Genomic DNA, 17,351 nt, shown 5'->3' with positions numbered 1-17,351 from the left:
CAATATCTGTATCAACCGATACGGGATCGTCCCCGCATTCATTTTCAGCCGTGTTCTTTACGCGTTTGCATGGTAAACTTTAGCGATTACACTTAGTAAATCATCTTATCAGGAGAGTCGACATGGCCAGCAGAGGCGTAAACAAAGTGATTCTAGTCGGAAATCTGGGCCAGGATCCGGAAGTCCGCTATATGCCGAACGGTGGCGCGGTAGCCAACATGACTCTGGCCACTTCCGAAAGCTGGCGCGACAAGCAGACCGGCGAAACCAAGGAAAAGACCGAATGGCACCGGGTGGTCCTGTTCGGCAAACTCGCTGAAGTGGCGGGGGAATACCTGAAAAAAGGTTCCCAGGTCTATATTGAAGGGGCGCTGCAAACCCGCAAATGGACCGATCAAGGCGGCCAGGAACGTTACACCACCGAAGTGGTGGTCAACGTAGGCGGCACCATGCAGATGCTGGGTGGCCGTCAGGGCGGCGGCGCGGGCGCGCCCGGTGCCAATGCCGGCGGCGGACAGCAGGGCGGCTGGGGCCAGCCGCAGCAGCCGCAGGGCAATAACGCGCAGTTCAGCGGTAATCCCGCTGCCGCGCCGTCGTCGACCGCCGGTCGTCCGGCCGCTGCGCCGCAGAACAATGCGCCGGCTGCCGGCAATGAACCGCCGATGGATTTTGACGACGATATTCCGTTCTAATCTCGTCATTTTTCACTCTAGATCAAGTGGTTATTACGAATTATTGTGATAATTGCGGGCTATTAAAGTTCTTATTGCAAGACTGACTTATCCTTACCCAGTAATGGGTTTGAACCTTGAAAGAGGGAGGGAAGCGTAGCATGTCAGGAAAGGCTGGTTGCGGGGAAATAACCTACTTTGCGCCAGCCATTGCAAGTTCCGCATAGCAACGCCTGCTTCATAGTTCATGGCAGGTTTTTCAAAGTCTTTGTCGTAAACATTTTTTAGATCTCCCTCCTTAATTAATACTGAGCTTTTAATTAAATCTGGCCTCCGGCTCAGTTAATAACGCTCCCAGGGCGGTATATCGCCGAAGTCAGTTACCAGATAATCAATAAATCGGCGAATCTTTGACGGCGTATATCGCATTGCCGGATAAACCGCCTGTACGGTCAAGTCTTTGGTCCGATAGGCGGGCAGTAAATTAATCAACTCACCGCTGGCAAGATACTTACCGAATACAAAGCTTGGGCCGTAGGTAATACCGATACCCGCCAACGCCGCGTCCAAGAGCATCTGAACATTATTGGCCTGCATCCGGATTGGGCCGTCTATGAGGTGAGGTTGCTGGTTTTCATCATAAAGCGTCCATGCACCCATCGACACCTCTTCGCTGAACGCCAAACGGGGAGAATGATATAAATCCTCCGGCACTCGAGGCGTTCCCCCGCGCTTTAGATATGCCGGCGCGGCGCACAGCACCATGCTGCAGGGGGCCAGGCGCCGGGCAATCAAGGACGAGTCGGCCAACCGGCCGATACGAATCGCCACATCGATATTGTCGTCGTGCAAATCCAGGTAGCGATCGTCCAGCCGCATACTCACGTTAAGCTGCGGATGATCCTGCAAAAACCGCCCGATGACGTTGCCCATATGCAGGGTGCCGAAGGTCACCGGCGCGGCAATACGCAAGACGCCGTGCAGGCTTAAGCTGGCGTCACTGGCTTCGCGGTTGGCGTCGTCGAATTCGTCCAGAATACGTTTGCAGCGGTCGTAATATCTTTTGCCGGCATCGGTAAGGCTCAGCCGCCTGGTGCTGCGCTTGATCAAACAGACATTCAGCTCTGTTTCAAGGCCGGTCAGGTATTTTCCCGCCATCGAGGCGGACAGGCCAAAGCGCCGGCCGGCGGCCACCAGGCTGCCTTCATCGACGGCGGCGATAAAAACCTCAATGCTGGTCAGACGATCCATCAATGCCTCTATTCGATAGTTTAAAGAAAGACTGATGATAACAGACGCCGGATTATCGATTAAGAGGATTTAATATACCCTTGCAGCCTAACATCACTCATTGAGAGGTTGCGTTATGAAATATTTTTTGAATGGTTTGGAGCTGAATATACAAGATAGGGGTAACGGCTTGCCGGCCATTATCTTTTTGCATTATTGGGGCGGATCGTCGCGGACGTGGGCGGATGTTATCGCCGCCCTGCCCGAAACCTACCGTACCATCGCCCCCGATCTGCGGGGATGGGGTGAATCGTCCGCGCCGGCTGACAACGGTTTTGCACTTATTGATTTCGTTAACGATATCTTGGCCATGATCAAGGCGCTGGATGTGCGGCAATATGTGCTGGTGGGGCATTCCATGGGAGGTCGAGTCGCACAATTGCTGGCATCGCAGCGTCCTTGCGGACTCGTCGGGCTGGTACTGATTGCCCCAGCGCCTCCGACGCCAATGAAATTGGCCCCCGAAGCGCGTCTGGTCATGGAGAATGCCTATACCTCCCAGGAGACGGTGAATATGGCAATCGACCATATGCTGAGTGCAAAGCCCTTATCTCCCGACCATCGCCGGCAGATCATTAAAGACAGTTTGCGCGGCGCGCCGGAGGCGAAAATAGCCTGGCCGAAATATACCAGTCAGGAAGATATTTCCGGGGCTGTCGCCGGGATCGTATCCCCCGCGGTCATTATTGCTGGCGAGCTGGACCGGGTTGAAACCGTTGCGGTGTTGAAAACCGAATTGCTGCCGCTTATCCCCCATGCGCGGCTGCATGTGTTGCCGGGAACGGGGCATCTTTCACCCCTTGAATCCCCTGCCGAGATTGCCGCGATCATTCGTGGATTTGTCGAATGCTTATCCCTTTCGGGGCGATAGGAGCATCCATCTTTTATCTAATGCGTTGGCCTTTGCTATGGCTTGTTCCCTGCAGCCATTCGGCCACGTCGGCCCAGCGCCATAATGGCGATATGCCTTTTAACCGTTGAACGGGGGAGGGAGGGAACCCGCAAATATTTCCCTCGAGGTCGTTGAGAAGTGATTTGATATTTTCGCCATAATGCGTCTGTCAGCGCGAGGGCGGGGCGATGGCCTGCCCGATCAATTCCGCCAGCCAGTCCATAAACACCCGCGCGCGTCGGGGCAGATAATGGCGATGGGCGTACAGCAACGAGACGTCCATAGAAGGCGGCGGGTAATCCGCCAGGATGGCAACCAAACGCCCGGCGGCTACATGTTCGCTCAAGCCGATGGACGGCGCCTGAATGATCCCCAGGCCGGCCAGACAGGCGGCGTTATAGGCGTCGACATTATTTACCGTTACCATGGCCGGCAGCTCCAGGTCCACCGGCTTGCCTTGCCGCAGGTAGGTAAATCCCTCGGCCCGGGTGCCCAATACCGACACGTAATGAACCAGATAATGCCCGGCAAGCTCTTCCGGGGTGTGGGGGGTGCCGTGGGCGGCCAGATAGGCCGGACTGGCGCAATTTATCATCGGCAGTTGACCTAAGCGGCGCGCGACGTGGGTGGCATCGGTTAATTCACCCACGCGCAGTACGCAATCAAACCCCTCACGCACGATATCCACCCTGCGGTCGGTGCAGCTGATCTCGATTTGCACCTGCGGGTGCCGTTGCATGAATTCCCCCAAATGCGGCAGCACCAGGGAACGGGCGAAGCCGGCGGGCATATCGATACGCAGGCGCCCGGTCAGCACCAGGCCGTCCTGGCGAAACAACCCCTCCAGTTCGTCCATGTTCGACAACATATCCAGGCTGCGCTCATACAGTACCAACCCATCCTGTGTCGCCCTTACGCGCCGGGTGGTTCGATGCAGCAAGCGGGCGCCCACCAGGGCTTCCAGCAGCTGGATATGTTCGGACACCGTTGACTTCGGCAGTCCCAGGCTCTCGCCGGCCTGGGTAAAACTCGACAGTTCGGTTACCCGCACGAAACTGCGCAGCAGCTCCAGTTTGTTTACCATCGATTTAGCTCGCTATTGTTCTGTCATAGCGAACAGTATTTCCGGTTTTGGCGGATTTATCTATCGCTGTCCGGCTAATAAACTGTTATCCGAGCCATAATAATGTATTCACCCATTAGCGGGAGTAATAACCATGAGTCATAAAATTGCATTGATCACCGGCGCCAGCCGCGGGCTGGGCAAAAGCATCGCGCAACATCTGGCCCGCCAGGGCGTTGATATCATCGGCACCTATCATAGCAAGGCCGACGAGGCGCGGGCGCTGGCGGACGAGATCAAACAGGCTGGCGGTAAAGCGGCCATGGTGCAGCTGGATGTAGGTGAAAGCGCCGGCTTTGGGGAATTCGCCGCCAAAGTGGGGCAGGTTTTATCCGCTGAATTTTCCCGCAATCAATTCGATTTTCTGGTCAATAATGCCGGCGTCGGTTTGCATGCCGCTTTTGCACAAACCACTGAGGAGCAGTTTGAACTCATGTTCAAGGTTCATCTAAAAGGACCTTATTTCCTGACCCAGAAATTGCTGCCGCTGATTGCCGACGGTGGACGGATCGTGAATATCTCCTCCGGCCTGGCCCGTTTCTCATTCCCAGGTTCATCCGCCTATGCCGCCATGAAAGGGGGAGTGGAGGTGTTAACGCGCTATCTGGCCAAGGAGTTGGGGGATCGCGGCATCAGCGCCAATACTCTTGCCCCCGGCGCCATCGAAACCGACTTCAGCGGCGGCATGGTGCGGGATACGCCGGAAATAAACCGGCAGATTGCGTCAGCCACCGCCCTTGGTCGGGTAGGGCTGCCGGATGATATCGGCGCCGCGGTGGCCTCATTGCTGGCGGAAGGCAACGGCTGGATCAACGGCCAAAGAATCGAGGCTTCCGGCGGTATTTTCCTGTAAAACCGCTGCATTGTTCCGTTGAACCTGACCCGCATCTGTAAAACCGTTGCGTTATCCAGGGAACTTGACCGGAATCTGCAGCTGCGTACCGGTTAATTTCCTCGACAGGTCCTGCGCTGCCGCGCTTCCACCAGTGGGCAACCGGGGCAATATTCCAGACCGGCGAGCTTATAGCGCAGGCAGCACAGGCGGCGGATGATTTTCGGCGGTCCCGACGGCTGCGGTATTTCCCGCATCGGCTGATAGAGGCGGTTGGGGGCGCCATCCGGCAGGGTGCGCGCCGCCAGAAAATCGTCAGCGCGGGTAATGTCCGCCCCTTGCTCTTGCGCCATGGTGAAACCGTGCGCCAGACGGATGCCGGCATTATTCCAGAACAATCCCGGCTTGATGCCGGCTAGTCGGCTAAATGTCTGGCACACCGGCGCCAGATGGCGGTGGATCAAGGCATCGAACCGGGCCGGACCCGTCGGCGCGGCGCAGCCGTGATCCGCCAGGATAAACCGATCCGGCACCGCGTTTTCGGACTGGGTAAAGCGGATATCGTGCGGCAAAAACGGCAATTGCCAATCGTAAAGCATATTGATACGCGCCCAGGGCGCCAGCAAAAGAGCAAAGTACCACTGCGACCAGATGGAGATCACCGCCGCCGGGTCTTCCCCCTCATATTTTTTCAACAGCGGTTCAACCACTGCCTGCGCCGTTTCCGGCGCACATAAATCCAGTGCGCTATAAACTTTTGTCTGCGCGGGCGCCTCAAGTAAAAAGCTTTCCGTTATCTCGGCGGCGCACGCCCGGCCAGGCATTTTTTCGTCAGGATGCATGTGTTTCCTTTGTTGATTTAAACCAAGGGAAAGGCGTTCAGGCAGGCGAGTTGCTTGCAGTCACTCTCCGAATGCGCATAATAGGCGATTAAAATCGTAATGATAACTATTAATATTTAAATTTTATGCAAACTCATGATGAGTACCGCCGCCGGCTGCTTATGGGCATGATGACCCTGCCCTGGTGGTTTTCCGCCGCCATTGCCGCCGATGAAAAGCTCGATCCTAGGCGGATAATCGCCCTGGAATGGCGTCCCACTGAGTTATTGCTGGCCCTCGGCGTCACCCCGCAGGCGATTGCCGACGCCCCCAACTACCGCAACTGGGTGGTTGAACCCCCGCTGGCGCTATCGGTGAAGGATGTGGGATTGCGTACCGAGCCGAATATGGAAGCGTTGCAACGCCTGCGGCCCTCGCTGCTTTTACTGACCAAAGGCTATGGTCCGGCGGCGGAAAGCCTGGCGTCCATCGCGCCGGTGATGTCTTTTCCCGTTCAGGAAACGCCGGGACTGCCTTTCACCACCGCCCGGCAGGATGTGCTGGCGCTGGGGGAGTACTTGGGCCTGGCGGATCGGGCCCGGCAACATCTGCAGGTTGTTGAGGAACAACTGGCCCGAACGCGCCGGCGGCTGAATTCCGTTGTCAGCCGTCCGGTACTGCTGTTCACCTTTCTGGACAGCCAGCACGTTATGGTGCTGGGTAAAGGCAGCATGTTCCAGGAGATCATGGATCGGGTCGGTGTGACCAACGCCTGGCATGGAGAAGTCAACCGCTGGGGCAGCGCAACCGTGGGTTTTGAACAATTGGCCGGATTAAAGGATGTTCGCGGATTGTGCTTTCGCCGCGGCGATGAAGATCCCCTCGACGATGTCGTACTGTCGCCGCTCTGGCAGGTGATCCCCTTTGTGCGGGAGCGGCAATGGCAGACTGTCCCGGCGGTGTGGTTTTTCGGCGCCACCATCGCCGCCATGCGGTTTTGCCGCCTGCTTGAGCAGTCTCTGGTGAAAACGGCATGAGCGCCAGGACTTCGCCTTATTCTCCGCTGCTGATTTTGCTGCTGGCCTTGGCCGCATTGGCGCTCACCGGTCTGAACCTGACGCAGCAGCTGCCGGTGGATCTTTGGCGGCAGGCCGCCTGGCAACCTCATGTAGATAACATCGACGAGATGCTGTTTCATTACAGCTTGCTGCCGCGCACCGTGCTGTCGTTGCTGGTGGGGGCCGGCCTCGGCCTGGCGGGACTGTTGTTTCAGCAGATCCTGCGCAATCCCCTGGCTGAGCCCACAACTCTCGGGGTTACGGCGGGAGCGCAATTGGGACTGACCGTCGCCATGCTTTGGGCACTGCCCGGCGGCGAATCCACCCGGCAATTGGCCACTATCCTCGGCGCGCTGACGGTGGGCGGACTGGTGTTCGGTGTCTCGTGGGGGCGGCGCCTGTCGCCGGTCACCCTGATTCTGGCGGGCCTGGTCCTGGGGTTGTATTGCGGATCCGCCCGCAGCCTGCTGTCGCTGCTTAACTATGAACGTCTGCAAGGCATTTTCCTCTGGAGCAGCGGCATGCTCAATCAGCAGGACTGGAGCAAAGTGAGCTTTTTATGGCCGCGTCTGGTTATCGGACTGGTGCTGGTATTGCTGATGCTGCGGCCGCTGATGTTGATGGGGCTTGACGACGGTATCGCCCGTAATCTGGGCCTGGGATTAATTACCGCCCGTGTCGGCGGCCTGGGCATCGCCATTGTCCTGAGCGCATTTCTGGTCAACGCCGCCGGCAATATCGGCTTTATCGGTCTATTCGCGCCGCTGCTGGCCCGGATGCTGGGGGCGCGCCGCCTGTTGCAACGGCTGTGGCTATCCTGTTTGTTGGGGGCGTTGCTGCTGCTTTTCAGCGATCAGATGATGATCATGCTGGCGCGCCGGTGGCTTGACATACCCACCGGCGCCGCCACCGCGTTGCTGGGGGCGCCGCTGCTGTTATGGCTGCTGCCCAGGCTGCGCAACAGCGTTGCCGGTCCTGAGGACGGTACTCAGCATCCGGGCCGCGAACGGCGACTGACCTGGATCGGGGCGGTTTGGGGTGTGGGGTTGCTGTTGCTGCTTGCCGGCCTGGCGCTGGCGCTGGGGCGTGCCGACCATGGCTGGTATCTGTCGCTGGCGGAGATGTGGCGCTGGCGCTGGCCGCGGGTGCTGGCGGCGGGCGCGGCTGGGGCCATGCTGGCGGCGGCGGGCGCCCTGATCCAGAAAATGACCGGTAATCCCATGGCCAGCCCGGAAGTACTGGGCATCAGCTCCGGAGCGGCGCTGGGCATCGTGTTGATGCTGCTGCTGGTGCCGGGAGACGCTTTCGTCTGGCTATTGCCGGCGGGTAGCCTCGGCGCGGCGGCGACGCTGCTGCTGATTATGCTGCTGGCGCAGCGCGGCGGGTTTTCCGGCAGCCGCTTGCTGTTGGTGGGTATCGCCTTGAGCACGCTTTTTTCCACGCTGCTGACGCTCATGCTGATCAGCAACGATCCGCGTATGGCGTCGGTCCTGACCTGGTTATCCGGATCCACCTACAAAGTCAGCGGCGCCCAGGCGCTATGGACCGCTCTTATCGCGGTAATATTGCTGGCGGCCACCCCGCTGCTGCGCCGCTGGCTGGCATTGCTGCCTCTGGGGGGCGCTACCGCCCGATCCGCCGGGGTGGCGCTGAAACCGGCCAGGGCGGCCATTTTGCTGCTGGCGGCGGGACTGATCGCCGCCGCTACCCTCAATGTCGGCCCGCTGAGTTTTGTCGGACTCATGGCGCCGCACATGGCGCGGTTGCTGGGATTTCGCCGGCCGCTGCCGCAGTTAGTGGTGGCCGGGTTGCTTGGCGCCATGCTGATGATCGCGGCAGACTGGTGCGGCAGGATTATTCTCTTCCCCTACCAGATACCGGCCGGTTTGCTGGCAACCTTTTTCGGCGCCCCCTACTTCATTTATCTCTTGCGCAGGCCGGCGGGGTAGGGCGTGCCTGGCGCAGCACGCAGGATGGATCGGACAGAACGTTTTTCACTCGCCGTTAAAAAGTTAATCTGACGCAATGATCCATTAGTAATATAAATAATTGCTTGCAAAAAAAATGGCGTTACGCATAATCATGAACTCTTATAAGAATCATTCTCATTATTGTTTGCTTAAGGTTTGCACATGCGTACTGCCGTTGTTTCAACTCCCGCCCCATCGGGGGCCCTGCCGCGTTTGCTGGCTGTGATTATCGGTGCCGCTTGCGGGACCACGATGTTGCCGGTATTTGCCGCCACGACGGCGGATACAACCTCCACAGCGACCTCTACCACCGCCGCTTCCGCGTCGAAGGGAGAGACCATGACCGTGGTGGCATCTCCCAACAATGAATTCAGGGCCGGCGGCGACCAACTGGTACCGGCGTTTTTGGATGGCCCTATCGCCAACGGCGGACGTGTGGGATTTCTCGGACAGCAGGATGCGAGCAACGTGCCCTTTAGCGTGGTGGGCTTTACCTCCAAGCTGATGCAGGATCAGCAGACCCGCTCCATCAGCGACGTGTTGCGTAACGATGCCTCGGTGCAAACCGCCTACGGCTACGGCAGTACTCAGGAAATCTTCAATATCCGCGGCTTTAAGCTCGCCAGTGAAGATATCTCCTATGGCGGGCTTTATGGCGTGCTGCCGCGCCAGTTCGTCGCTACCGAGATAGCGGAGCGGGTAGAGCTGCTTAAAGGCGCCAGCGCATTTCTCAACGGCGTACCGCCGGGGGGCACCGGCGTGGGGGGCAACATTAATATCGAGCCGAAACGCGCCGGCGACGAGCCGCTGAACCGCGTTTCGCTGGACTATACCTCCAAATCACAAATTGGCGGCTCTTTTGACGTGGCGCGCCGTTACGGCGATAACAACCAGTGGGGCGTACGGGTCAGCGGTGTGCACCGCGAAGGCGAAACGGCGATTGACGATGAAAATCGCCGCCTGACGCTGGGCACCATCGGCCTGGATTATCGCGGCGATCGTTTCCGCGCCTCGTTGGATGCGGGCGCTGAAAAACAAACCATTCACGGCGCCCGTTCAGTGGTCTACACCACCGGCCTGGATGAAATCCTCAAGCCGCCCTCCGCCACCACCAATTACGGCCAGAAATGGGCTTTTACCGATACCGAAAGCCAGTTCGGCGCCCTGCGCGGCGAGTATGATTTAACCAACGACTGGACGGTCTATGGCGCGGTGGGCGGCAACCACACCCATGAGTACGGTTCCTATTCTTCCCCCACACCCTTTGACGATAACGGCGACGCCACCATGGGCCAGATGAGGGTGCCTTATTTCAGCGACAGCTTCTCCAGCCAGGCGGGCGTGCGCGGCAAATTCGACACCGGCTTTATCACCCACCATGTCAATCTGGGCTATTCAAGCGTTTGGACTCGGATTCGTACGGCTTACCAGATATCGTCCAGCAGCATAGCCACCAATATTTACGATCCGAGCTATGTGGATGAGCCCACCGACGCCACCTATGCCGGCGGCAGGATGGGGGACCCAGGCACCACCAGCCGCACCTTTAACAGCGGCGTGTCGCTGTCGGACTCCCTTTCCATGCTGGACGATCGCCTGCAGCTGATCGGCGGCCTGCGGCGCCAGAGCGTCAATGTCAGCAATTATGACTACACCGGCGTAGAGTCCAGCAAGTTCACTGAAACCAAGGTGACGCCGGCCTTTGGCCTCGTAGTCAAGCCCTGGCAGCATATCTCTCTCTATGCCAACCATATTGAAGCGCTGCAATCCGGCGAAACCGCCGGCGCCAGCTATGGCTCCGGCGTCGTCGTCAACGGCGGCCAGGTGACCGGCATCGAGACCTCGAAGCAGAACGAAGTGGGCGTGAAAGTGGATTACGGCCGCATCGCCGGTTCGCTGGCGGCATTCGAGATCAAAAAACCGGTGGCCTCCTACAATTACCTGGGGGACAACCAGTATGAATACGGCAACTATGGCGAGGAGCGCAACCGTGGGCTGGAGCTGAACCTATTCGGTGAACCGCTTCTGGGCGTACGCCTGAACGGCAGCGCTACCTGGATGGATCCGGAATTGACCAAAACCCAGGACGGCGCCTATGACGGCAACGACGCCATCGGCGTGCCGCGCTACCAACTGGTGCTGGGCGGCGAGTGGGATCTGCCGAGGCTGAACGGCGTCGCCGCCACCGGCCGCGTGATTCGTTCCGGTTCCCAGTATGCCGACCAGGCCAATGATTTGAAGGTCAAGGGCTGGACCCGGCTGGATCTGGGGTTGCGTTATGACATGCAACTGCCGAAAAATAATATCGTCTGGCGCGCCAATGTGGAAAACGTCACCAACGAAAATTACTGGGCATCCGCCAGCGACGGCTATTTGACGCAAGGCGACCCGCGTTCTCTGAAACTTTCCATGACGGTGGATTTCTAATCGCCGGCGCTACCTTAGAACGCCCCGGCCTTGGCCGGGGCGCTAATCTTCCGCGCAACTTCACGGGGTTGGTATACAGTAATAACTGGAAAATCCCCGAAGGAGCGCATCATGATTACCGTTCATCATCTGAACCAGTCACGTTCCCACCGTATTCTCTGGCTGCTGGAAGAGCTGTCCCTGCCTTATGAGGTTGTGTATTACCAGCGGGAGAAATCCATGCTGGCCCCGCCGTCGTTAAAGCGCATTCACCCGTTGGGGAAAGCGCCCATCGTCACCGATGACGGGCTGACATTGGCGGAGTCGGGGGCGATTATCGATTATCTGGAGGCGCGTTATGACAGCGCGCACCTCTTCAGCCCGGCGGACGGCCTGAGCGACAGCGGTGTGCGATATCGCTATTGGCTGCATTATGCCGAAGGCTCATTAATGCCATTACTGGTGATGAAACTAATCTTCGGCATGCTGGGCAAGCCGCCGGTGCCCCTGCTGGCCCGTCCGCTGGGGGCGGCGGTGGGAAAGGGGGTACAGCGGCAATATGTGGACCCGCAATTAGCGACCCATCGCCAGTATATCGAGGATCACCTCACTTTATACCCCTGGTTTGCCGGCGAGCAGTTCACCGCGGCGGATATTCAAATGAGTTTTCCCATGGAAGGCCTGGTTTCCCGGTTCGGCGCCGAAGGTTTTCCTAAAATACAGGCATTCGTATCAAAAATTCAGTCTCGGCCGGCCTATCTGCGCGCTAAAGCCCGTGAGGAGAATAAATAATCGCTATAGCCCGGTTTTACCCATTCCTCATCAAGGTATCCCTATTTAACGGAATTTTGGGTTGAATTATCCCCGGCGGGAGCAGGATAATTCCTGCCCTCGCGATCCATAAGCACACCGGTATTTTAGGGAAATTTTCATGTCCAGCTCCACTCAACCGGCCGCTCCGCAGGCCAGATCACTATTTTCACTCGACGGTTGGTTCCAGATCTCCGCGCGGGGCAGCACTCTTCGCCAGGAAGTCTTAGCCGGTCTGACCACCTTTCTGGCCATGGTCTATTCGGTGATTGTCGTGCCCGGCATGCTGGGTAAAGCCGGTTTCCCGCCGGCTGCGGTCTTTGTCGCCACCTGTCTGGTGGCGGCGTTCGGGTCGCTGTTGATGGGCCTGTGGGCCAATCTGCCCATGGCCATCGGCTGCGCCATATCCCTCACCGCCTTTACCGCCTTCAGTCTGGTTCTGGGACAGCATATCAGCGTGCCGGTGGCGTTAGGGGCGATATTCCTGATGGGTATCCTGTTTACCCTGATTTCCGCAACAGGCATACGCTCATGGATTTTGCACAACCTGCCGATGGGCGTCGCCCATGGCACCGGTATCGGCATCGGCCTGTTCCTGCTGATCATTGCCGCCAACGGCGTCGGGCTGGTGGTGAAAAATCCCATTGACGGATTGCCGGTGGCCCTGGGCCGCTTCGCCTCGTTCCCGGTGATTATGTCCCTGGTGGGGCTGGCGGCGATCTTCGGCCTTGAGAAATTGCGGGTACCGGGTGGGATACTGCTGGTGATCATCGTAATCTCGCTGCTGGGACTGGCATTTGACCCTAATGTTACCTACCGGGGATTGTTCGCTCTGCCGACCTTATCCGACGCCCAGGGCCATTCGCTTATCTTGAATCTGGATATCAAAGGCGCGCTGCAGCCGGCGGTACTGCCCAGCGTGCTGGCCCTGGTGATGACGGCGGTGTTTGACGCCACCGGCACCATCCGCGCGGTGGCGGGCCAGGCTAACCTGCTGGATAATGAGGGCCAGATTATCAATGGCGGCAAAGCCTTGACGGCGGATTCCCTGAGCAGCATTTTTTCATCCCTGGTGGGGGCGTCGCCCGCAGCGGTCTATATCGAATCCGCCGCCGGGACCGCCGCCGGCGGCAAAACCGGTCTGACCGCCACTATTGTCGGCATATTGTTTTTGGTGATTCTGTTTCTTTCACCCCTATCTTATCTGGTACCGGGTTATGCCACCGCCCCGGCCCTGATGTATGTCGGCCTGCTGATGCTAAGCAACGTCGCCAAACTGGATTTGACCGATTTTGTCGATGCCATGTCCGGTTTGCTGTGCGCCACCTTCATCGTCCTGACCTGTAATATCGTCACCGGTATCATGCTGGGGTTTGGTTCGCTGGTGATAGGCCGCGTGTTTGCCGGCGAATGGCGCAAGCTCAATGCCGGTACGGTCATTATCGCCATCGCGCTGGTGACATTTTATGCCGGCGGCTGGGCCATCTGAGGTTGAAAAAAACGATCACAGATTTTTAACTTATGGCAAAATGATTTACCATAGCAGCTCACGTTTTCGCCCAGACTTTCTCCAGGCCGGACTGCAATACGTCGCCGGACCGACGACATAGTAAGGAATGCATGGAAATCTTCTTTACAATTTTGCTCCTCACCTTGATGGTTTCCTTATCGGGGGTGGTCACTCGCATCCTTCCTTTTCAGATTCCCCTCCCCCTGATGCAGATTGTATTGGGGGCGCTCATGGCCTGGCCGCGGTTTGGCTTGCATGTGGATTTCAATCCCGAGCTGTTTCTGGTGCTGTTTATCCCGCCGCTGCTGTTTGCCGACGGCTGGAAAACCCCGGCGCGTGAGTTTTTACGCCACGGCGGCGAGATTGTGGCGCTGGCGCTGGTACTGGTGCTGATTACGGTGGTAGGCGTCGGTTATCTTATTTACTGGATGGTGCCGGGTATTCCCCTGGTGGCGGCGCTGGCGCTGGCGGCGGTGCTCTCTCCCACCGATGCCGTGGCGCTGTCCGGCATCGTGGGGGAGGGACGCATTCCCAAAAAACTGATGGATATACTGCAGGGGGAGGCGCTGATGAACGACGCTTCCGGCCTGGTATCGCTGAAATTCGCCATTGCGGTGGCCATGGGGACCATGGTTTTCACCGTCGGCGGCGCGTCGCTGGAGTTCGTCAAGGTCGCCGCCGGCGGTTTGCTGGCCGGCGTGGCGGTGACCTGGGCCTACAGTAAATCCCTGCGCTGGATCACCCGCTGGAGCGGCGACGATCCCGCCACGCAGACCGTGCTGTTGCTGCTGCTGCCTTTTGCGTCTTATTTGATCGCGGAACATGTGGGCGTCTCCGGCATCCTGGCCTCGGTGGCCTCGGGCATGACCATCGGGCAATCCGGCATTATCCGCAATGCGCCGCTGGCCATGCGGCTGCGCGCCAACAGCGTCTGGGCAATGCTGGAATTTGTCTTTAACGGCATGGTCTTTATCATGCTGGGCCTGCAATTGCCGGAGATCCTCGAGACCTCCATCACCCAGGCCATACTGGACCCCACCATTGAAACCTGGATGCTGTTCAGCGATATTGTGGTGATTTACGCCGCCTTGATTTTGCTGCGCTTCGGCTGGCTGTGGCTGATGAAAAAATTCAGCCAGCGTTTTCTAAAGAAAAGGCCGATGGTCTTCGGTGATTACAGCACGCGTGAAATCCTGATTGCTTCATTTGCCGGCGTGCGAGGGGCGATTACCCTGGCCGGTGTCTTGTCGATACCTCTATTGCTCAGCGACGGCTCCGCCTTTCCCTCCCGCTATCAGCTGGTATTTATCGCCGCCGGCGTCATTGTATTCTCCTTGGTGTGCGGCGTAATCGCCTTACCCTTGCTGTTACGGGGCATGGTGGTGTCGGATAAGAGCCTGCACCGCAAGGAGGAGCGAATGGCGCGCGCCGCCGCCGCTGAAGTGGCCATCGAAAGCCTGCGGAAAATGCAGGAGCGTCTGGCGGGAGATCCGGAGGAAACTATCGACAATCAGCTGCTTACCGAGGTCAGCGCCCGGGTTGTAGGAAATTTGCGCCGGCGGATAGACGGCAATAATGAGCTGGGGAATGCCCTGCTGATTGAAAACCTTGAACGGCGGATGCGTCTGAATGCCCTGCGCGCCGAGCGGGGGGAGTATTATCATCTGCGGGCGCAGCAAAAGATCAGCAACGAGACGCTGGTAAAGCTGCTGCGGGATTTGGATTTACTGGAAGCGCTGCTGATAGAAAGCGAATAGCCGGTGCTCAGCGTTCCAGCGCCCCTCCCTGCGGCCAGTGCCGGCGGCAGGCCTCGATCCACGCCTGGGCGCTGTGAGGCAAATAGATCCCCTGCCGCCAGATCAATCCCAGTTGCCACATCATGGGCGGCGTCACCGGCAGCCATAACAGGCGTGATTTATCCAGCCGCTGGCAAATAGGCTCGGGCAGGATGGCGATACCGATGCCCGCTTCCGCCATGGCCGCCAGGAAATCCCACTGCCCGCTGCGCACGGCGATTTGCGGATTGATGCCCTCGGCCTGGAAAGCCCGCATCAAGTGCCGGTGCAGGGCGAAATCTTCGTTGTAAATCAATACCGGCCAATCGCCGAGCTCCGCCAGCGCTATCCCGGTACGATCCAGCCAAGGGGCGGCACGGGGCACCACGGCGCATAATGGATGGCTGAACAGCGGCAGTACGTTCAGGGTGGTTTCGGTTTCAGCGGTGAGGGCGGTGAGCGCCACATCCAGTTCGCCGGACAGGACCGCCTGCTGAACCGTCAGTCCGCCGAACTCGGCAATCAACAGCTCAATACCGGGATACCGGCGGCGGAATGAACTGATCAAATCCGCCATTTGGGTGCCCACCATCGGCGGAATGCCCAGCCGCAGACGGCCCTTTTTCAGCGAGCCGATGTCCTCCAGCTCCGACTCTAATTGTCGGAACTCATCCAGAATGGCCAGCCCGCGCTGATATACCGCCTGGCCGCTGTCGGTGAGCAGCAGTTTGCGTCCCTCGCGCATTAATAATGGCCTGTCCAGTTCGTCTTCCAGTTGCTTTAGCATTTTGCTGATAGTCGGCTGGGTAACGAATAACGCGTCGGCGGCACGAGTAAAGCTTTGTTGTTTAACCACTTCCACAAAATAACGGAGAGTACGGATATCCATTACTATTCCTTCCGGTAATGATTAACATAATATTAATTCATTTCATGCAACTTTAACCCTCCGCCTATAATGCTTCCACATCATTCAACGAAGGATCTCAAGGTGTTGTACACTGCGCGCATGGCAGTACCGTTACGCTGGGTAAACTTTCCCCTGGTGATCCAGCTGGCGTTGTATATCGGCTTGTTCCTGGCTGCCCAGACGTTGGTGGATCGTTATCATTCGCCGTTGCCCGCCAACGTGGTGGGGATGTTTATGATGCTGGCGCTGATTCTTACCGGGATCCTGCCGGTGCGGTGGGTACGCGAGGGCGCGCGCTGGCTGCTGGCGGAGATGCTGTTGTTTTTTGTACCGGCAGTGGTGGCGGTTATCAATTACACTCAGCTATTGATGGTGGACGGCTGGCGTATCTGTGTGGTGATAGCTGTCAGTACCTTGCTGGTCATGGGGACCACCGCCGTAGTGGTGGATCGTGTTTATCGTTTTGAACTGAAAATGGCGCGTAAAAAACCCCATCATGGTTAATCTTATTCTGAGCTGTGTCTGTTTGTTTGTGACGCTGCTCTTATATTTCGCCAATAAGTTTCTTTATCGCCGCTATCATTATTTAATGCTGATGCCGCTGATATTAACGCCGGTGGTGTTGATAGCCTTACTGGCCGCCACCCATGTGACCTATCAACGTTATATGGTTGAAAACCAATGGCTATTATGGTTGTTGGGTCCGGCTACCATCGCTTTTGCGGTGCCGGTTTATGAAAACCTGTCACTGATTCGCCAGCACTGGCTGTCGCTGACCGCCGGCGTGGTGGCCGCCACCCTGATGGCGGTGTTGAGCTCGGTTTGGCTGGCGCGTTTGCTGGCGCTCCCCGAGATTATTCAGCGCAGCATGGCGGTTCGCTCCATTACTACCCCTTTTGCTCTGGCGGCGGCGCGGCAGGTGGGTGGCCAGCCGGATCTGGTGGCGCTGTTCACGGTGATAACCGGGGTATTCGGCATGGCAGTGGGGGATATTGTTTTTCTGCGCCTGTCGGTTCGGGCGAAAATGGCCAAGGGCGCGGGTCTGGGGGCGTCGTCCCATGGAGCCGGCACCGCCCGCGCCTATGAGTTGGGCCGCAAGGAGGGGGTGGTTTCCAGCCTGGTGATGATGTTGGCGGGGGTGCTGACGGTACTGCTCGCCCCGATGATTAGCCGGTTTATGTGGTAATGGTAAGGGGCCCGAGCGCAGCGGGCCAGTCTGCCTTTAACAGGCTCGTTGTACGTTCGGTGATGGCGGTTTCCCTTTAACAGGTTCGTTGCACGCT

The 17,351-nt window shown here is 58.1% G+C and carries 15 protein-coding genes; 11 read left to right on the top strand and 4 right to left on the bottom strand.

From position 1 onward, the window contains the following. Window positions 1-122 precede the first annotated feature (122 nt). Window positions 123-692: a single-stranded DNA-binding protein gene (locus ACL2XJ_RS06165; protein WP_413725992.1), complete on the top strand. Its 570-nt coding sequence runs from the start codon at window positions 123-125 to the stop codon at window positions 690-692. A gap of 321 nt (window positions 693-1,013) precedes the next feature. Here ACL2XJ_RS06165 and ACL2XJ_RS06160 read toward each other — a convergent pair whose 3' ends face one another. Beyond that, window positions 1,014-1,922, bottom strand: a complete 909-nt coding sequence (locus ACL2XJ_RS06160; RefSeq protein WP_413725991.1) for a LysR family transcriptional regulator — start codon at window positions 1,920-1,922, stop codon at window positions 1,014-1,016. 115 nt (window positions 1,923-2,037) lie between these two features. Between ACL2XJ_RS06160 and ACL2XJ_RS06155 the strand changes: the two genes are divergently transcribed. Beyond that, the gene (locus tag ACL2XJ_RS06155; protein WP_413725990.1) at window positions 2,038-2,832 is read left to right on the top strand and encodes an alpha/beta fold hydrolase; all 795 of its coding nucleotides are present in this window, start codon (window positions 2,038-2,040) and stop codon (window positions 2,830-2,832) included. Between the two features lie 190 nt (window positions 2,833-3,022). Here ACL2XJ_RS06155 and ACL2XJ_RS06150 read toward each other — a convergent pair whose 3' ends face one another. Then, window positions 3,023-3,937: a LysR family transcriptional regulator gene (locus ACL2XJ_RS06150; RefSeq protein WP_413725989.1), complete on the bottom strand. Its 915-nt coding sequence runs from the start codon at window positions 3,935-3,937 to the stop codon at window positions 3,023-3,025. Window positions 3,938-4,070: 133 nt separating this feature from the next. On the opposite strand from ACL2XJ_RS06150, the gene ACL2XJ_RS06145 reads away from it, so the two are divergent. Continuing rightward, window positions 4,071-4,829, top strand: coding sequence for an SDR family NAD(P)-dependent oxidoreductase (locus ACL2XJ_RS06145; protein ID WP_413725988.1), 759 nt, complete (start codon window positions 4,071-4,073; stop codon window positions 4,827-4,829). 92 nt (window positions 4,830-4,921) lie between these two features. Here ACL2XJ_RS06145 and fhuF read toward each other — a convergent pair whose 3' ends face one another. Beyond that, window positions 4,922-5,650 (bottom strand): siderophore-iron reductase FhuF, encoded by a 729-nt coding sequence (gene fhuF, locus ACL2XJ_RS06140; RefSeq protein ID WP_413725987.1) that lies wholly within the window; start codon window positions 5,648-5,650, stop codon window positions 4,922-4,924. 125 nt (window positions 5,651-5,775) lie between these two features. Between fhuF and fhuD the strand changes: the two genes are divergently transcribed. The 6 genes from fhuD (at window position 5,776) to ACL2XJ_RS06110 (ending at window position 15,140) form a co-directional block, all read left to right on the top strand. Further along, window positions 5,776-6,666: a Fe(3+)-hydroxamate ABC transporter substrate-binding protein FhuD gene (fhuD, locus tag ACL2XJ_RS06135; RefSeq protein ID WP_413725986.1), complete on the top strand. Its 891-nt coding sequence runs from the start codon at window positions 5,776-5,778 to the stop codon at window positions 6,664-6,666. Further along, entirely contained in the window at window positions 6,663-8,636 is a 1,974-nt protein-coding gene (gene fhuB / locus ACL2XJ_RS06130) for a Fe(3+)-hydroxamate ABC transporter permease FhuB (RefSeq protein WP_413725985.1), read from the top strand. The genes fhuD and fhuB overlap by 4 nt, the downstream gene beginning before the upstream one ends. Before the next feature lie 183 nt (window positions 8,637-8,819). After that, window positions 8,820-11,084, top strand: coding sequence for a TonB-dependent receptor (locus ACL2XJ_RS06125; protein ID WP_413725984.1), 2,265 nt, complete (start codon window positions 8,820-8,822; stop codon window positions 11,082-11,084). Window positions 11,085-11,195: 111 nt separating this feature from the next. After that, window positions 11,196-11,855 (top strand): glutathione S-transferase, encoded by a 660-nt coding sequence (locus ACL2XJ_RS06120; protein ID WP_132924604.1) that lies wholly within the window; start codon window positions 11,196-11,198, stop codon window positions 11,853-11,855. A gap of 139 nt (window positions 11,856-11,994) precedes the next feature. Next, on the top strand, window positions 11,995-13,362 hold the full coding sequence (locus ACL2XJ_RS06115; protein ID WP_132924606.1) for an NCS2 family permease: 1,368 nt from the start codon (window positions 11,995-11,997) through the stop codon (window positions 13,360-13,362). 131 nt (window positions 13,363-13,493) lie between these two features. Continuing rightward, entirely contained in the window at window positions 13,494-15,140 is a 1,647-nt protein-coding gene (locus ACL2XJ_RS06110) for a Na+/H+ antiporter (RefSeq protein ID WP_132924608.1), read from the top strand. 7 nt (window positions 15,141-15,147) lie between these two features. On the opposite strand, the gene ACL2XJ_RS06105 is transcribed toward ACL2XJ_RS06110, so the two are convergent. Next, window positions 15,148-16,047: a LysR family transcriptional regulator gene (locus ACL2XJ_RS06105; RefSeq protein WP_132924610.1), complete on the bottom strand. Its 900-nt coding sequence runs from the start codon at window positions 16,045-16,047 to the stop codon at window positions 15,148-15,150. Window positions 16,048-16,167: 120 nt separating this feature from the next. Here ACL2XJ_RS06105 and ACL2XJ_RS06100 point away from each other — a divergent pair, with 120 nt between their 5' ends. Both ACL2XJ_RS06100 and ACL2XJ_RS06095 read left to right on the top strand, forming a co-directional pair. Further along, entirely contained in the window at window positions 16,168-16,572 is a 405-nt protein-coding gene (locus tag ACL2XJ_RS06100) for a CidA/LrgA family protein (protein ID WP_413726855.1), read from the top strand. Then, window positions 16,565-17,254, top strand: a complete 690-nt coding sequence (locus ACL2XJ_RS06095) for an LrgB family protein (RefSeq protein ID WP_132924612.1) — start codon at window positions 16,565-16,567, stop codon at window positions 17,252-17,254. The genes ACL2XJ_RS06100 and ACL2XJ_RS06095 overlap by 8 nt, the downstream gene beginning before the upstream one ends. Window positions 17,255-17,351: the final 97 nt, after the last annotated feature.

Source organism: Sodalis sp. RH16 (genome assembly GCF_047324245.1).
GTDB classification, from domain to species: Bacteria; Pseudomonadota; Gammaproteobacteria; order Enterobacterales; family Enterobacteriaceae; genus Acerihabitans; species Acerihabitans ligni.
The sequence above is the reverse complement of the archived record's forward strand: the minus strand, read 5'-3'. Positions and strand labels throughout refer to the sequence as shown.

Excerpts from the sequence above, each read along its gene's own strand:
- ACL2XJ_RS06105 (WP_132924610.1), bottom strand. The coding sequence starts at position 16,047 with ATGGATATCCGTACTCTCCGTTATTTTGTGGAAGTGGTTAAACAACAA.
- ACL2XJ_RS06160 (WP_413725991.1), bottom strand. The coding sequence starts at position 1,922 with ATGGATCGTCTGACCAGCATTGAGGTTTTTATCGCCGCCGTCGATGAA.
- ACL2XJ_RS06100 (WP_413726855.1), top strand. The coding sequence starts at position 16,168 with ATGGCAGTACCGTTACGCTGGGTAAACTTTCCCCTGGTGATCCAGCTG.
- fhuF (WP_413725987.1), bottom strand. The coding sequence starts at position 5,650 with ATGCATCCTGACGAAAAAATGCCTGGCCGGGCGTGCGCCGCCGAGATA.
- ACL2XJ_RS06125 (WP_413725984.1), top strand. The coding sequence starts at position 8,820 with ATGCGTACTGCCGTTGTTTCAACTCCCGCCCCATCGGGGGCCCTGCCG.
- fhuD (WP_413725986.1), top strand. The coding sequence starts at position 5,776 with ATGCAAACTCATGATGAGTACCGCCGCCGGCTGCTTATGGGCATGATG.
- ACL2XJ_RS06120 (WP_132924604.1), top strand. The coding sequence starts at position 11,196 with ATGATTACCGTTCATCATCTGAACCAGTCACGTTCCCACCGTATTCTC.
- ACL2XJ_RS06150 (WP_413725989.1), bottom strand. The coding sequence starts at position 3,937 with ATGGTAAACAAACTGGAGCTGCTGCGCAGTTTCGTGCGGGTAACCGAA.
- fhuB (WP_413725985.1), top strand. The coding sequence starts at position 6,663 with ATGAGCGCCAGGACTTCGCCTTATTCTCCGCTGCTGATTTTGCTGCTG.
- ACL2XJ_RS06155 (WP_413725990.1), top strand. The coding sequence starts at position 2,038 with ATGAAATATTTTTTGAATGGTTTGGAGCTGAATATACAAGATAGGGGT.
- ACL2XJ_RS06165 (WP_413725992.1), top strand. The coding sequence starts at position 123 with ATGGCCAGCAGAGGCGTAAACAAAGTGATTCTAGTCGGAAATCTGGGC.
- ACL2XJ_RS06110 (WP_132924608.1), top strand. The coding sequence starts at position 13,494 with ATGGAAATCTTCTTTACAATTTTGCTCCTCACCTTGATGGTTTCCTTA.
- ACL2XJ_RS06115 (WP_132924606.1), top strand. The coding sequence starts at position 11,995 with ATGTCCAGCTCCACTCAACCGGCCGCTCCGCAGGCCAGATCACTATTT.
- ACL2XJ_RS06095 (WP_132924612.1), top strand. The coding sequence starts at position 16,565 with ATGGTTAATCTTATTCTGAGCTGTGTCTGTTTGTTTGTGACGCTGCTC.
- ACL2XJ_RS06145 (WP_413725988.1), top strand. The coding sequence starts at position 4,071 with ATGAGTCATAAAATTGCATTGATCACCGGCGCCAGCCGCGGGCTGGGC.